Annotated in this window: 14 protein-coding genes and 1 pseudogene; 2 read left to right on the plus strand and 13 right to left on the minus strand. The window is 68.7% G+C overall.

All coding sequences use genetic code 11. The annotated features are described in order from the left end of the window. From OO70_RS48225 to OO70_RS48265, 10 genes are all read right to left on the minus strand, one after another. Positions 1 to 513: hypothetical protein (locus OO70_RS48225; RefSeq protein ID WP_043687327.1), on the minus strand; the 513-nt coding region annotated here is incomplete at its 3' end. Between the two features lie 541 nt (positions 514 to 1,054). Continuing rightward, positions 1,055 to 1,435: a DUF5317 family protein gene (locus tag OO70_RS48230; protein ID WP_043687294.1), complete on the minus strand. Its 381-nt coding sequence runs from the start codon at positions 1,433 to 1,435 to the stop codon at positions 1,055 to 1,057. A 434-nt stretch (positions 1,436 to 1,869) separates the two neighbouring features. After that, positions 1,870 to 2,292 (minus strand): hypothetical protein, encoded by a 423-nt coding sequence (locus tag OO70_RS48235; protein ID WP_043687297.1) that lies wholly within the window; start codon positions 2,290 to 2,292, stop codon positions 1,870 to 1,872. A gap of 456 nt (positions 2,293 to 2,748) precedes the next feature. Further along, positions 2,749 to 3,129, minus strand: coding sequence for a peptidoglycan-binding domain-containing protein (locus OO70_RS48240; protein WP_043687300.1), 381 nt, complete (start codon positions 3,127 to 3,129; stop codon positions 2,749 to 2,751). 68 nt (positions 3,130 to 3,197) lie between these two features. Next, on the minus strand, positions 3,198 to 3,794 hold the full coding sequence (locus OO70_RS48245; RefSeq protein ID WP_043687301.1) for a hypothetical protein: 597 nt from the start codon (positions 3,792 to 3,794) through the stop codon (positions 3,198 to 3,200). A gap of 81 nt (positions 3,795 to 3,875) precedes the next feature. Beyond that, on the minus strand, positions 3,876 to 4,895 hold the full coding sequence (locus tag OO70_RS48250; RefSeq protein WP_234337125.1) for a NucA/NucB deoxyribonuclease domain-containing protein: 1,020 nt from the start codon (positions 4,893 to 4,895) through the stop codon (positions 3,876 to 3,878). Between the two features lie 253 nt (positions 4,896 to 5,148). Then, positions 5,149 to 5,652, minus strand: a complete 504-nt coding sequence (locus OO70_RS56950; protein ID WP_324604919.1) for a DUF3761 domain-containing protein — start codon at positions 5,650 to 5,652, stop codon at positions 5,149 to 5,151. Positions 5,653 to 5,665: 13 nt separating this feature from the next. Next, positions 5,666 to 6,361, minus strand: coding sequence for a hypothetical protein (locus OO70_RS51605; protein ID WP_051742403.1), 696 nt, complete (start codon positions 6,359 to 6,361; stop codon positions 5,666 to 5,668). 3 nt (positions 6,362 to 6,364) lie between these two features. Further along, positions 6,365 to 7,000, minus strand: a complete 636-nt coding sequence (locus tag OO70_RS51610; RefSeq protein ID WP_051742405.1) for an RNA polymerase sigma factor — start codon at positions 6,998 to 7,000, stop codon at positions 6,365 to 6,367. Between the two features lie 2 nt (positions 7,001 to 7,002). Further along, a complete protein-coding gene (locus tag OO70_RS48265) occupies positions 7,003 to 7,206 on the minus strand; it encodes a hypothetical protein (RefSeq protein ID WP_158711648.1) in 204 nt (67 codons plus the stop codon). Between the two features lie 1,729 nt (positions 7,207 to 8,935). Here OO70_RS48265 and OO70_RS48270 point away from each other — a divergent pair. Both OO70_RS48270 and OO70_RS48275 read left to right on the plus strand, forming a co-directional pair. Continuing rightward, positions 8,936 to 9,715, plus strand: a pseudogene (locus tag OO70_RS48270) (STM4011 family radical SAM protein); the annotation flags it as partial. Between the two features lie 394 nt (positions 9,716 to 10,109). Beyond that, on the plus strand, positions 10,110 to 11,126 hold the full coding sequence (locus tag OO70_RS48275) for a CHRD domain-containing protein (protein WP_043687307.1): 1,017 nt from the start codon (positions 10,110 to 10,112) through the stop codon (positions 11,124 to 11,126). A gap of 797 nt (positions 11,127 to 11,923) precedes the next feature. Here the strand turns inward: OO70_RS48275 and OO70_RS55085 are convergent. From OO70_RS55085 to OO70_RS48285, 3 genes are all read right to left on the minus strand, one after another. Then, positions 11,924 to 12,142 (minus strand): hypothetical protein, encoded by a 219-nt coding sequence (locus OO70_RS55085; RefSeq protein ID WP_158711649.1) that lies wholly within the window; start codon positions 12,140 to 12,142, stop codon positions 11,924 to 11,926. A 426-nt stretch (positions 12,143 to 12,568) separates the two neighbouring features. Next, positions 12,569 to 13,195 (minus strand): phosphatase PAP2 family protein, encoded by a 627-nt coding sequence (locus OO70_RS48280; protein WP_051742407.1) that lies wholly within the window; start codon positions 13,193 to 13,195, stop codon positions 12,569 to 12,571. Further along, positions 13,188 to 14,636: a diacylglycerol/lipid kinase family protein gene (locus tag OO70_RS48285; protein ID WP_234337126.1), complete on the minus strand. Its 1,449-nt coding sequence runs from the start codon at positions 14,634 to 14,636 to the stop codon at positions 13,188 to 13,190. Before OO70_RS48285 ends, OO70_RS48280 begins: the two co-directional genes overlap by 8 nt. Between the last annotated feature and the right edge of the window lie 605 nt (positions 14,637 to 15,241).

The following is a 15,241-nucleotide window of genomic DNA, read 5'->3' on the forward strand; positions in this document are numbered from 1 at the left end:
GTGGCCGGGGTCGGCGGGCTCCACCCACAGGTTGCGGTAGTCGTTCGGGTCACCCCCCAGCTGCAGGCTGATGAGGTGGTCGTACTCGGCATCACCCATACGACCAGTGAAGCCGTAGGAGGCTGCATTCAGCTCCTTCTCCTTCCCGGTGACCGACGTGGAGGGCCGAATGCCGGAGGTGTAGCCACCGTTGCGGCAGATCGTCGACTTCAGATTCGACTGCGTGACCGCCGGAGAGATCGCTCCCGGCGTGCACTTCGGATCCTCCAGCGGCTCACCCTGCAGATACCGGTAGTGGCAGCTGCCCGCAGCCGGCTGCTGTTGGACCGTGTACGTCTTCCGCGGACCCGCCCCCACCGCGATCGCCCGCCCGGCCCCGGCAGCACCCGACGCAGCCGACGTAGCACTCGGGCTCCCGGACGACGTGGAGCCGCCCAGTGACGTGGGGGAACAGCCCGCGAGCATCAGGCAGGTGAGCAGGGCGGACGAAGCGGCACGGCGGGTGGAAGGCATGACGACCCCTCACGATCAGGCGATGGCTGAGCAGATGCTGCCCTACCCGACTGCCGTCCTACCGCGTGGGGTGCCGCGCGAAGGCGCATTGCCGTCGCGTGGCACGGCGCGGGCGGCGTGCCACGCGCGGTCCCCGTCTCGCGCACTGCGGGACGGGGACCGTGTTCGAGCAGCGGGCAGGCATCGCTCCGGTATCTGCCCGCCGGTGGATTTCGATGTGGTGCGGCTGGGTGCCGTGGCGGAACGCTCTGGGCTGGCCAAGTCCTCGGCTCCCGCCGGAGCTGAACGCCGACGGAGACGGCTGTGGGTGCGGGCGGATCAGCCGCCGTCGTAGCCGGGGGCGCCGAGGGTGTAGAGGAGGGCGGCGATGGTGGCGAGGGTGAAGGCGGTCAGGACGAGGCGCTGCCAGGTGAGTGTCTTGAACATGGTGTCTCCGTAAGGTTGTTGGTGGCCCGGGAACGGGCGAGTTTGACGCTGTGGTGCATGGCGGTGGTAATGAGCAGCACGACGGCGGTGGCCAGGAGGAGGTCGCCGATGCTGATCACGGCGTGCAGTGCCGGGACGGGGATGGTGTCGCCGAGCAGGTGCGTGGTGCGCCCGGCGGGTGCGTTCTTTGCCGTCTGGATGCGATGGGTATCCCCGCGGCGGCCGCGGCTGAAGTCCGGTAGGGCATACGGCCGTTGACGGTGATCGCCAGGGCGTTGAGCAGAGCGCCGACGACGGCCACGCCCACGGCGGCCGTCAGTGGCCAGGACCGGCCCCGGATGTTGACGCCCAGCCAGAGCAGGGAAAGGGCGAACACCAGGACCAGAGGGGCCGTTCTGAGCATATGTCCGACCGTGGTGGGAAGATCAGTGGTGGCCCGTTGCGTGATCTGGACGACAGTCACGAGCCACAACAGCCACGGCCGGCGCAGGCGCACACTCAGCAGTCTGCTCAGGCGGCCACCCGTGAGCTAGCCCAGGGCAGTCCCGACGAGTACAGGGCCGGCAACCAGGACGATCGCCCGCCCCGTCACCCGATACGACCGCGTTCAAAGCCGCCCCGCCCCGGCGGTCGCAGGCTCCCACCCATGAAGGCCGCGATGCGTCGACCGCACACGCATCTGCTGCTCACTCCTACCCCCTGACGATCCAGGTGTCCGGACGCCGGACTCGGCCCCGTCGGCCACGATGGCAGGGCTCGGGGGCTTTGTCGCTGGCCTGGCGTCACCTGATTCTTGGCGACGGAACGCTTCCCAGCTGCACGTGATGCTGCACGAAGACGCACGCCCCTCGCACGGTGCGGCACTAACGGCGTGCAACACGAAAACCCCGCCCCGCGCAAGGCAGGGACGGGGCCCGAACGCAGGCCGGTTTACCAGCCCGGCGTGCAGTTTGTCTCCGAGGCGTACACCCCATTCGCAGGATTGCCCACCAAATACGTGTAGGTGGCACACGATCGGGACTCGATGCCCGCGTCGCCGTGCCAACCGGTGGGGCCAAAGGAACTGGACGGTGTCGATGTCGAGTAGACATACGACACTCGCTGCCAGGCCCCGCCGGACGCGGTGTCCTGTTCCAGCCAGCCGGCACAAGTGTTTCCGCTCGGCATACCGGAACCCGCCCAGCCCCACATCGCGGTGTCGCGGGTGCTGCTGTCGTAGTACAGGTCCGTGTAGCACTGCCCAACGATGACCTGATACTCAAGCGTCCCACCGGGATTCGGCCCGCCGGCGAAGGCGGTGCTCGCAAGCGAACTGACCGTGATCACTGCCGCGGCACCGGCGAGCGCCAGCACGCGCCCGCTCTTCCCTCTGACCCCTCTGAACATGTCGGCACCCAAAGCGCCACCCCCTGATCGGAAATCAACCTTTTGGTCGATATGACCGCAGCACAGTGCCACGGCCAGGTTCAGAAGTCGCGGCTTGGTCCGGCTCTTGCGGCCAAGATTTGCTGAGTAATTCCTCAGCCCAGCCTAGGACTTGACGCTGAGAGCCGGTAAACAACATTGATCAACAGGTACCAGGCGTGATCAACGCCGCCGCCGTCACTGAAGCACTCACCACCATCACGCTCATCTCCGATCCCCCCACGCCAGCCTGGAGCCAACTGGAACGACCTCATCCAACTGCTTGGGGTGACAGGCCCATCCGTCCTCCGCTTCCGCTCACGCTCCCTCGTGACACTCAGGAGAACGAAACCGCCCGCTCCGCCCCGCGCGAACGAACTGGCGACATCAGTTCAGCGGTAGGCGTCAGTTGAGGACGACGCTGTACGAGGGTATGTCGTGGGCGCAGTGGGAGGCCTTCGTGTAGTCGATCGTCCCGGGGTACCGCTTGACATGGTCGAGCACGGCCTGACCCGTGGCCTTGCCGAAGATTCCGTCGACCGCCAACTCGCGGGTGGCCCAGTGATAGTTGGACAGCCGTTGGAGCTGCCTGACCCCGTACTCGGTCTGCGGGCCGAACTTGCCGTCTTCCAGAAGGTGCAGGTTGAGGTAGCTGTTCACGAAGAACTGCACGCAGCGGACCGACACTCCCGGGTCGGGATAGCCATAGCCGACGTCGGGAATTCCGGGGTCCGCGTGAGCCGTCGTCGTCCCGAGCCCGACGGTGACGGCTGCGGCCAGAGCCACCGCGGCGCACCGGAGTATGCGAATGTGCCTCATCGAACCTCATCACGTGTGGATGTAAGCGCGGGCGGTCAGCCGGCTTCGCCGGGCTCTGCGTGTGTGTAGGTGTAATCCTCCACCGGCGTGTCCATGGCCTGTGCGTACTCGGCCCGCTGCTGCCGGTCGGCTTCGGTGATCTCGGGGTGGAGCGGCGCAGTCTCTGGGGCGGGCCACAGCTGGATCAGGTGGCGCTCGCCGTGGTCGCCGAGGCCGGGTTCGGGGTCGTCGGCGTGGCAGTACAGGCGCATCCGCACCCAGCCCTCACCCCCGCTCTCGCCACCGGCGGCCGACAGGTAAAGAGGGGGTTCGTCGTCCGGCCACGCGTCCAGGACGTCGCCCGGTTCAAGGGTTGCCAGGCACAGGCCGGGCAGGTCAGTGCGCAGGCTGATTTCCTCCGCGGGCTCCCACCCGTCGCCGACCTCCGGCTGCGGCGGGCCGTCGTGGACCTCGACGGTCAGGAGCACGGGCCCGGTGTCGGTGGTGGTCAGTACGACGGCGCCAACTGGTGTGGCGGGGCCGCAGCGCCACCCGTAGGGCATCTGGGCCGGATAATCGACCAGTTCGCCGAAGCCGATGAGGTAGCCGCTCTCGCCCACCTCAAGGGTGAACGCGGCTTGATGGACCAGCATGGATGACTCCTTCTACGGGGGCAGGATGCCCCGCTCCGTGTGAGGGGGCGGGGCATCCTGGTCGAGCACAGTGTGCCGCGTTCAGGCGATCACGTAGAACGGGTCGTGGTCCATGACGTGGAACTGGCGCCGCCAGTTGGTGATGTAGGCGCCCTGGCCGTCGTTCTCGCTCTTCTTGACCCAGGTGATGGTGCGCTGGGCAGCCGCCAGGTGGGTGCCGCCCTCGTAGGTCGAGGCGAACGGGTACTCGTCGCACGAGGTCCGTCCGACCCGCTTCATCGCCGCGGGCGCGCTGCCCGAGCACACCGCCTGGCGGTTCTTCTTCTGCTGCGTGGCGTTGATCATCCAGTGCAGCGGCTTGCCGCCGTTGGGGTCGCCGTAGTGGCCGCCGCGCGAGCGCAGCTTGCGGATGCCCTCCGAGATGCGCGGCAGGGCGGACAGGTTCACCCCGGTGGGCGCCTCGGTCACCGCGCAGCCGGTGGTGCCGTAGTAGTTGTCGCACCGGTAGACGGCCGAGGCGTAGGAGACCGTGCCGGGGCTGTAGCCGGCCTTGGTGAAGGTGTAGGTGTAGGTGGTCTTCGCCTTGGGGTTGATCTTCTTGCGGGCGATGGCGCCGGTCTTGTAGTCCACGCTTCCGCTGGCTGCGCTGTCGAGTGTGTGGCCCTGCGGGAAGTGGACGGTGGCCTTCGTGCCGCCGCCGGAGACCGCGGCCACGTCAACCGCCACGCCCTTGCCCTGGCCGGTGGTCGTCGCCTTGGAAACGCTGAACTTCTCGCTCCAGTTGGCGGAGGCAGCCTTCAGCGTCATCTGGTGCTTGACGCTGAAGTCGGCCGTGCCCTCGATGACGGGCTCGCCGTCGACGACCTTCACGACGTCGACGTGGACGGCCACCCACTCGCACTCGCTGAACCGGTTGATCGTGATCTTGTTGATGGTGCAGGTCGCCGCGACGGCCGCACCGGCCGTCTCCGCACTCGCCCGGGCCTGCGGCGAGCCGACCGTGACCCGCAGCTGGGCGCCGCCGGCCTGGTCCGCTACCGCTGACGGAGCACCGGCCGTAGCCAGCACACCCAGCACCACGGCCCCCGTAGTGAACAGCATCCTCAATTTCAAGTTGTACCCCCGGTGTTGGTCGAAACGAAGAGGGCACACACGTCAACTCACGCGTACCCCCGCCGCGTTGACCACATACAAACACTCCCCTCCCACAGACCGCACACCATTTTGAGCACCCTTGGCCAGGAACGAACCCAATCGTGCACCCTGGGCATGTCCGCTGCTCAAGAAGTGCGACAGCCCCACGCCGGCGCGGCAGGCGAAGCCCGGGCCCGGCGGACACCGCCGCAGCCGCTGCCTACCGGTACCAGTACTTGACGCCCCGATGGTGCGAGCACGTCCCGCGAGCGTGAGCACTGTAGGAGTACGAGCCGTCCTTGCACTTCGCGGTAGCACCGCGCGGATGCGGCGAGTTCGCCTTGCAGACACCCGTCGTGTGTCGCGCACAGGATGCTGCCGCCGCATCGGCCTCCATGGACAAGGGCACCAGGAGCGCCCCCGTCATCGCTGCCGCCACAACCGCGCCCCGGACTTTCGCCAGCATGATTTTCCCCCTCTGGTAGTTCGGAGAGGCAAGCTTGCGTCCGCTGGCCGCAGCACCATCGCAGACCGGGCGGACCGTCACACAGCAGTGACCAGCGTGGCAAAGCCGTCGCACTGGATTCGAAGTGCACGAACACATGGGCGAGGCAGGCCCCTTCCACGTCTCCCGGATGCGCGCACCCACTTCCCCTCCACCCAGCGCGTGATCAAAGCCTGCTGTGCGCCCTGCCCACAGGCGTGGTCTGCACGGCTGGAGCATGCCTCCGTGATCACTACAGGTGGCGTCGGCATGGCTGATCAGCAGGAGAGTGCCGCACGGATTCGCAAGCCCTTCTTGAACCGTCGGATGCCAGATGGTTTCCGATCTGCTCAAGGAAGCGGTGATCGGGATGATGGAGCTGGATTCCGGCGACCTCTACGACCTTGAGGCGTTTCACCGCTTCCCGGAGATTCGTGGAGCGTGACTCAGACAGATGGGGTGCCCAGGAGAGCGGGGGAAAGGCATCGATCCTGTTGTCCGGGGCGAGGGCCTGGCTCACCCAGTGTTCTGCATCCTGCAGCTCACCGCGGCTGAGGTGGAGGAGGTACAGGCAGTAGGCCGCGGTCGCGTTGCCGGCACCGCCGGCGAACTGCCACCACCAGATGGCTTCTTCCGGCTCCTGCGCGAGATGGAGCACGCAGGCGAAGCGCAAGGCCCCCTCGACATCGGTCAGGTCGTCGACGAGGCGGGCCACGTGGACGCGGGTGTCGTCGTTGTCCAGGAGCCTGCCGGACAAGACGCTCAGGTAGACGCCAGCGCGATCCGCCTTGCCTGCACGGCGAACGTGACGGTCGGGCTGTTGGGAGCCGAACATCAGCTCGGTGATGACATCACGGGTGATCTCCTGCCGCAGATCAGCCAGTTCGTCGTCCGTGAGGGTGTGGCGGTTGGTCGCGTGGCTAAGTAGTTCGTCGAACTGTGCCGGCACCTTCTACTCCTTCTCCTCGTCGTCGCCCAGGTCGATCCCGAGTTCGGCGGCGATACGCTCGCGGGCCCGGCTCCGGTGGGCGCGGACGGTACTCGGGTGAATGCCCATGATGTGCGCGACCTGCTGTGAGCAGTAGCCCAGGGCGTAGTGCAGGACGATCACGTCGAACTGGCGCTCCGGGAGGCCGCCCAGCGCCGTGTACAAGCCGATGGGGGAATCCAGGTCCGCCATCTGGGAACGCATCGATCTGAGCATCTCCCGCGCAGCTTCGTGTCCGGCGTGGGCGCGGTCGCGGGCGGCCAGGGCAGCGCCGAGAGGATCTCCGGGAAAGGGCGCACGCGCCTGGTCGTCCACCAGCCGCTTCAGGTTGCGCCATGCATACGCCTCCGCACCGCATTCCTCGAGCTGGACGGCGGCCCAGTTCATGGCGAGGTGGCGGTAGAGGTGGCGTACGACGGTCTTGGCCGCGTCCTTGTCGTTCAGGATCGTCGCGGCGTAGCGGACCTGCGCCTGGGCGTAGGTGCGGTAGAAGCTCTCCAATGCCGAAGGCATTTCGTACGGGATACCGCGCAGAGCCTTGAGGTCCTCGACCGATGTCGGCATGGTGTCATGGCTGTCGTCGTCCTCGGAGCCGGTCACGGTTACGCCTCCTCCCGGTCAAAGGAAGCCACCGAGGTCGACTGGAGCGTGTCCCCGGGCCGGACCGGTCGTGTCTGCAGGAGTTCAGCGACGCCGGCCAGGACGGCGGCACGCAGCAGAAGGCGTGTCACTGTCCGGAGGTCGGGGAGGAATACGCGCAGCGCGGTCGTCCCCGCCAGCAGCGCCAGCGCATCATTCACGGTCAAAGGCCCTCATCCTTTCGAACCAAGACAGCGTCAACTGGCCCTGAGTCGAGGTCGGTTGAGCTGGAGGAAACTCCAGCGGCCCCTCAGCCACAGGATTTCGGATCAGACCCCCCAAACGCGCATCACCACCTCGATCAATAAGGGGCAGAAGCGGTCACCTGTACCGGGCCAGTCGGGTAGACCGCCCTCGGGCTGGTCTGGGGGCATAGGTAGGGCCGGAAGCGGCAGGTGCGGACGGATCCCGGTGTGAGGGCAAGCAAGCCGCGAACGACCGTACGACCCGTCGGCGCGTTAGCGGTCGCAGTGATCCGGGGCTGCTCTAGACGGACTTTCGTCACTCAGGCCGCCGACGCCGGGCACACGGTGAGCCGTCCGAAGCCAGCGTCGTAGCCGACCGTCACCACACGCCCGCCGAGCTCCGGGGCGCTGGCCTCCCACCGCCCACGCGGCATGCCGCCAGCGGCCGGGAACTCTCAGGCCCGCTCTACCACCGGCGCGCCGCTCGCCCAACCGAGTCCCATCGGCTCGCCCGTCCAGGCAGACCACCACCATCGCGCGCGGCTTCGCCTTCGCCGTACAGGAGTTGCCGCCGTTCTCTTGCGCGCGCTCCAGCGCAGCACGACCCGGGCCAGGTCGACACCCGAGCCCCCGCCGCCGCGTACGACCGCTCCCACGTGGTGTAGCCGAGGGAGAGGCGATCCAGGCGGGGCTGTCCGTGACGTTCTGCGGTGGATCCTGGCGCGAATTCCGTGAACGACGGTCTTCACCGTGGGCCGTGACGCCCTGCCGGCAACCTCTACCGCATTTTCTGGTCAGGAGTGCGGAACGGGGCGGCCGACATCGACCAGGAGGTCCTGCCGTATTCCCTGGCGAATCCACTGCACGGCCTGCTCTGAGGCGTGTCCGTCAGGTCTGACGAGCAACGCCTCACCTTGCCTGCGCATGATCCGGGCAGCTTCCTCCGCGCGCACGGGTAGACCGAGGTAGGCAGCGCCGGGGCGTCGCCACGTGCGATCGAGAGCAACTCCGTCCGGGCCAGCGCACCATGCGTGTTCAGTAGGCCAACCGACTCCCCAGGCCCAACCCTCGACATAGGCGAGTTCAGGGACGGATGTCCGGGCGCAGGTAATGGATTCGAGATAGCACTGCCCTGGCCGGCCAGGAGTCTGGTCGCTACCTGGAAGCTCAGCGGGAGTGAACAATCGTCCGTGCTCAAGCAAAAGTCCGGCCACGCCGGCATGGGTCCAGTCCGGGGTCCTGGCGCGCGGCCCGGCCTCCATCCGCAGATGCTGTATCAGCCAGCCCTCCGCATCACTCAGGAGCACAGTTCTCCCTCCCTACCTCGTGCCTGATCTACAGGCCCTGCCGCCAAAACGAGCTGCTCAGCCCATCGCAGGAGTATTTCAGCAAACTGGCTGCCCTCGACGGGAGATCTGCATCTATGAGTGTCGGTCACCTACAAAGGCGATTACACCGCCCCTGTGCAGGTCGCGGTGTGTGAGCGTCAGGAGGCGGCGACGAGCAAGACACGCTTTCTCAGCAGCGAAGATCCGCCATCTTGAAGAAGCTGGTCACGGTGCTGGTGTGAGTCGTTGTCTGAAGCGCTCCTGGATCGGTGGAGGCTCTATGCGTTGGCTCCAGCCGCCGCTTGGGGCTGGTGTTGAGCGTAGTAGTTGGTCTCGTGCTCGTAGGGCGGGATGTCTCCGATCGCTGTGTGGAGTCGCGCCGGTCCAAGCGGCGCGACTCGACCGCCCACCTCCGCGCGGACCGGGTGGAGGTGGAGCACTTCGCGCGGTGGGCGGCGGACAGCGAGGACGAACTGTCGCTCCTGTTCACGCCGTGGGGCGAGCGGCTAGTCCGCTCCTGGTACCGGCCCTCCCTCACCGAGCTGTCCCGACTGCCGCACATGCGCCCGGTCGCCATCCAGACCAACCTGAACTGCCGGACCGGCTGGCTCACCGAGGCCGACCTCGACACGCTCGCGCTCTGGTGCACTTACCACCCGGGCCAGACCCCCTACGCCGTTTCCTCGGCAAGTGCCGCGACCTGACCAGCCGCAGGGTGCGCTTCAGCGTCGGCGTGGTGGGCCTGCCCGCCCGTTTGGCAGCGGCCCGCCAGCTCAGCGACGACCTGCCCCCGCACGTCTGCCTCTGGAACAACGCCGCCGAGGGACACACCTACTCGGACGCCGAGGCCGACGACTGGACCGCGCTCGACCCCCTACCCCCTGTTCTCGTACAGCCGGCACCCGCACCGCAGCGCCGGACTTCCGTGCCGTACCGGCGAGTCCGTGATCTCGGTCGACGACACCGACAGGGTCCGCCTCTGCCACTTCGTCCGCGACGAGCTGGGGAACCTGTACGACGGTTCCTACCGGGCGGCGCAGCGGCCACGCGCGTGTCCGCCGGCCGTCTGCGACTGCCACATCGGCCATGTCCACCTGGAGTCCCTGCCCCTGTACGACGTTTTCGCGGGAGGTGTCCTGGAGCGGGTGCCGTCCGCCCTCCCCGGGCAGGGCACCGCCCGCGCCCTGCCGCTCACGGCACGGTCGATGTCCGGCCGAGGCGACGACAACGGACCGGGCCACTGGACCGGCGGGTTCGTGGACCCGCGGGGGCTCGTCGGGCCGGGGCCGCACCCGGCAGTCTCCGGGCCCACCGCCCGCACGGCAAGGGCGAGTTGTCGCCGGAGCCTTCGCAGCCGTCACCGGCGTCCGACTGGTGCTTCTCCGCAGGCGGTCGGTGTGTGTCGTAATGTCAAGATCGTGTCCTCAGTGATGCCGTCTCTTCTCAGGCGTGTCTCAGGAGTGTCATCGGCTGAGGGATCGCCCCAGGGGCCCCGTGATGGAGGGAGAACGACCGCGGGGCAACCGCGGATCGGCAATCACGGGGAGAACGAGACACATGATGCTCACGCGATTCGGGACCATCGCCGCGACCGCGATCACCGGCACCCTGCTCCTGACCGCCTGCAACGGCGCGGACGGTGCGGCCGACGCCACCGTGTCGCATCCGGCGGCCGGGGCGACGCAGCACGCAGGCGCCACGCAGGCGGCCGGTGCCATCGGCCGCTACTCCGAGAACGCGCCCGGGGCGCGGTACTTCACCACGATCCTCACCGGTGACAACGAGGTGCCCGTCAAGGGCAAGCCGGCGGTGGGTGACAAGGACGGCAGCGCGGTGGCCCTCATGCGTATCCAGGGCGACGAGGTGTCCTTCGCGTTCGCGTGGACGGGTATCGGCACCCCGACCATGGCCCACCTCCACCAGGGTACGCGGGGCACCAACGGTGACGTGAAGATCCCGTTCTTCATGGAGAAGCTCAAGGGCGGCACGCCATTCGTGTTCGGCACGGTCAAGGTCAAGGACGCCGACCTGCTGCGGAGCATCGAGGCACATCCCGACCGATTCTACTTCAACCTGCACACCGCCGAGTTCCCCGGCGGCGCGGTCCGCGGACAGGCCGTCGCACTGCCGGGCGCGGTCTCGCTGCCCGACGCCATCCGGCACTCGGCGCTGGCCGGCGTCGTCAAGGGGGCCCAGATCTACGCCTGCACCAAGCAGGACGACGGCTCCTACACGTTCACCCAGGACAACGTCGACGCCACTCTTCAGGGCGGCATCCAGCACAGCTTCGCCAAGCACGGCCCCGCCGGCCCTCCGCAGTGGATCGCCCCCGACGGCTCCTCGGTGACCGGCACCGTCCTCAACAAGTTCGCCAACGGCACGGGCAACGTCCCCCAACTCCTGCTCCGCGCACAGCAGACCGGCAAGAGTGAAGGACTCCTGTCCAAGACCACCTCGGTCCTGCGGCTCAACACCGCCGGCGGCGTCGCCCCGGCCGGCACCTGCAACCCGGCCACGCAGCCCACCACCCGCGTCCCCTACACCGCGGACTACCTGTTCCTCGCCACCAAGTAACACCCAGCCAGCCGTCCGGCCCGAACACCACCAGGCGATGCGAGTCCCCCGCACACTCGCATCGCCGCGTGTTTCCAACAGCCGACACCTCACGCCCCGGTACGACACGTCCCTACCAGAACATCCACTCACGCCCTACGCCACACGACGTCCCCGCTCTCGGGCCCGACACCCTCTTGCGAACCGACCAAGGAGGCGATCACCGCGACGAAGGCGGCGATCCCCGGCAGGTTCGCCCCTCTGTCTCGTCAAGCCGCGAAGTCCTCCGGGCTCGCCAGGTCACCATGTCCAGCCACTCGTCGTCCGGGAGGCGGACCAGACGGGCCCCGAGGAAACCGGCACGATCAGCCCGGAAACCGGCGAGCACCGCGGACCTGCCGGCCGGCAACTCGGCTACTCGGCTACTCGGCTACTCGGCTACTCGGCTACTCGCACGGGTTCGACACGGAATCATGCGAGTTCAACGATCGGCATTAAAACGCCCACGTGATTCGGCCCTGCCGTATGACATCGATACCGGCGACGCGCGATCACTCCGCTGTCGGATTCTGCGGTCACTCAGGAGATGTCGATCTGAACGAATTCCCCAGACCTGAGGGAGATCCTCTTTCGGACCTTCTCGACGCGAAGCTCCGTTTCCGCTCCTCCGCCGCCTCGTCCGCGGTCTTCTCCCCCGACGGCCGTAAGTCAGCGTGGGCGGCTGCCACGACGGACACGTCTGCCTCGTCCCCAAGTACAACCACTCCTACCCCGGAGCCCTGAAGAACGCCCCGGACTACCAAAGACCGCCGGGATCATCAGCGAGACGGCTGGGCCGTCGGGGCCCGGGCCGCCGAGGCGCTGGGGCTGGCCCTCGCCGAACTCCACGCGGCCACGGGCCGCACCCAGCCCACCACCTCGCCACCCTCGTTCCACACCAGCGCCTTCGTCCCCCAGGACCCCGACGCCTCCGTGGCCGGCACGCTCGACCAGATCGTCTCCCGGTCCGGCGCCCCGCGCAGAGGTCGTGAGGCCAAAACGCAGACGGCTGCGGCCGATTGAGACCCGGTTCGCGGCCGACCACCCGAACGGACGCGGCGAACCGAGGAACACCGCACGGGAGACGGCAGCGTCCGTAGGCCGCGGACGCAGGACAGGACGGCGTTCCCGCCCGCACACAGCCCTGCCGCTCATCACTCAGACGCCGGGGCTTCATGCCCCGGTTGTCCTCAGGTGACGCAGAAAGCGATGGGCGCGCAAGGGCCCGGCGTCAGGTGTCGGCGGGGGCGAAGTGTCCGGCAACGCGCGTTCTCCTGCAACCGACCGCAAGCCTGTCCACATCGTCTCCGGGTGGCGTGACCCATCACGGCAAGATATTCGAACGCGCTCAACCATGGGGCGAGGTGGCCGGGTTTCGGGAGGTGCTTGCCGTTCGGGCACCCGAGCGCCCGGACCACGGCCCGTCACCGGGCCGAAAAGCCACAGGTCAGCCCCCCACAGGCGCCGCCACCCGAGCCGTCCCAGTGCGCGGCCGCCGCGAGGACGGCGGCAGCCGCGCCCGTTCCGAGTACGGCGCCGGCGACGACGTCGCCCGGGTAGTGCACCCCGGTGTGGACGCGCGAGTAGCCCACGGCACAGGCCAGCAGGCCGAGAGGGACCGTGACGGCCGGGAACGCGGGCCCGACCGCCGCGGCGAAGGCGACGGCCGAGGCCGTGTGGCCGGAGGGGAACGAGGCGGATGCCGGCATGGGGACGTGCCGACCGGGAAAGGGCGAGTCCTCGGCCCGGTGCGGGCGTGGCCGCCGCACCAGACGCTTGCCGAGCAGGTTGGCCGTGGTGGACGCGACGCCGATCGCCGCGACGCCGAGCACCGCGGCGCGGCGGGAGCGGCCGGGGCGCAGAGCCAGGCCGGCGGCGAGCAGGAGAGAGATCCTGGAATGATCGGCCGTCGCGGACAGTCGGCGCAGCGCCGAGTCCAGTGCGGGTGTGCTGGTGACGGTCACGGCCTCGTAGAGCGCCTGGTCGAGGCTGGCGAGATCGCGCAGCAGGCCCTGCGGTACTCGTTGCTGACGAGGGCGACGGTCAATCATCGCTCTGCTCCTGGTTCTTCTCGCGTGAGGGGGCTGCTCGGTCGTGGCTTTCGGGTTCGTGGGGCGAGCGGTCGAAGGCGAGGCGCAGGACGCGGTACCAGTCGACGGCCGGTGCGACGTACGGTGCCCCGGGGCGGTCCCGTGGCACGCGCACCCGCAGCGCGCCGGGTCGTATCGTGCACACCACGGGCGGCGGCAGGACGAGTGCCTCACCGTCCACAGCCACCGGGATGGTCTCCTCGTCGGCCTCGACGACGACGCTGCGGGACGTCAGGGTCGTGATGCCGCTGGCCCGCTCCCCCAGCAGCGCCAGTTCGGCAGCCTGTACCGGGCCCCCGACCCGGACCGCGATCACGCCGAGCACACCCGCATCGAGCCGTTCCCTACGGCCACCCGTCAGGGGGTCGGCCCGCGCGTAGGGGTTGTTGCTGACCAGCACCGCCTGCGGGCCCTCCAACCACCCCCCGTCGGTCCGGGCACTGAGCTCGGCGCCCGCCTCGCCCGCCAGCAGGTCCGGCAACTGGTCGAGCGCGGTGACCGCTTTGGCGTCCCGGTAGTCGGGGTTCTGCACGATGTGCGCATAGGTACCGAACGAGGCGGTGTTGACGAACGGCCGGCCGGAGATGTCGCCGAGGTCGACGCGGAGTTCCACACCGTCCGAGAGCGCCTCCAGGCTGCGCACCGGGTCGTCCCGGTCCAGACCGAGGTCCATGGCGAAGTGGTTGCGGGTGCCGGCTGTCACGACCATGAACGGAAGACCGTGTTCGGCGGCCACTCCCGCCACCAGTGCCTGGGTGCCGTCGCCGCCGGCCACACCGAGCAGGTCCGCTCCTTCGGCGACGGCCTGCCGGGCCAGTGCCACCGGATCCGGATCCGTGTCGAGGTCGAGCAGGATCACTCGCGCGCCCAGCGCCTCGGCCCGCTCCACGAGTCCGTACCGCCCGACCTTCCCGCCACCCGACTTCGGATTCATGATCAGCACGGCCCGGCGGGGTGGACGCACCGTACGGGTGTGCATGCCGTGCGGCGTGCGCAGCCGGCGCAGGGCACTCCTCGCGCAGCCGAGCGCGGCCGTCCACGCCGCGAGGGCGACGACCGCGACCATCCACAGGCCCGATACGGCGTACAGCACCAGGACGCCGACGGGCGCGGTGATCGCCAGCAGGGCACCGAGGAGCCGGGCGAATCCGCGGTGCGCCAACGCCCACCACAGGCCCGCGCCGGCCAATCCGAGGCCTGCCAGGCCCAGCAGCAGGATGAACCCATGGCCGGTGCCGGCCACCACTGCGGCCACTGCTCCCGCGATGCACAGCAGGGCGAGACGGGCCAGGGCCCGCGCCGCGTCGAGACCCGTGTCGGGTCCGTGGCGTTCCGGCTCACGCGTCGCTCCGGTCTCGTTCAATGTCGCTTCCCGGTCATGGCTGGGGCGGACGGTCGTCATCGCGGCGGGTGCTCCGTCCGCCTGTCACACCGGCGATTCCTGTCGGTGTCCATGAAACGTACGCGGTGTGTCCCGCCTCGTCCGCGACCGGGCGCGGTCGGCGCGCGGGCTCAAGCTGCGAAGCCGATCGCGGTGGCGTGATGGTGTGCGCCCGTCCGGCTGCCGATATCCACGACGCAGCTCCCTCGCAGCGTGTCCGGGGTCCGGTCCTCGCCCCCGCAACAGCGGGACCTTCGAACTGCCGCCTCGTCTCTCCTGCCACCGCGAGTCCGGCGTTTCCCGACCTCGTTGGCTCTGCCCGCCACCCCGTCCCCTGACGCCCACCAGTGATCGACCGAGCCTCGACGACATGCACCGCAGAGTGGATCAAGACTACAGGCCGGGTCGCGCCGACCCTCTCGGACACCGGATCCGACGCTCTACCCTGCCCGATCGAGCGGATCCGAGGTCTCCGTGCCCCGCGGACCGAGCATGGGCACTGCCCGACATGGTCACCGCACATGACGGGACAGTCCTCCGCCCCTCCGCCCTCGCTGCCACCGTGCAACACCGCCTCAAGAGCCGCGACGGCCACGCGCCCTCCCCGAGGGAGATCATCGAGCTCG

Source organism: Streptomyces xylophagus, from assembly GCF_000716435.1.
GTDB classification, from domain to species: domain Bacteria; phylum Actinomycetota; class Actinomycetes; order Streptomycetales; family Streptomycetaceae; genus Streptomyces; species Streptomyces xylophagus.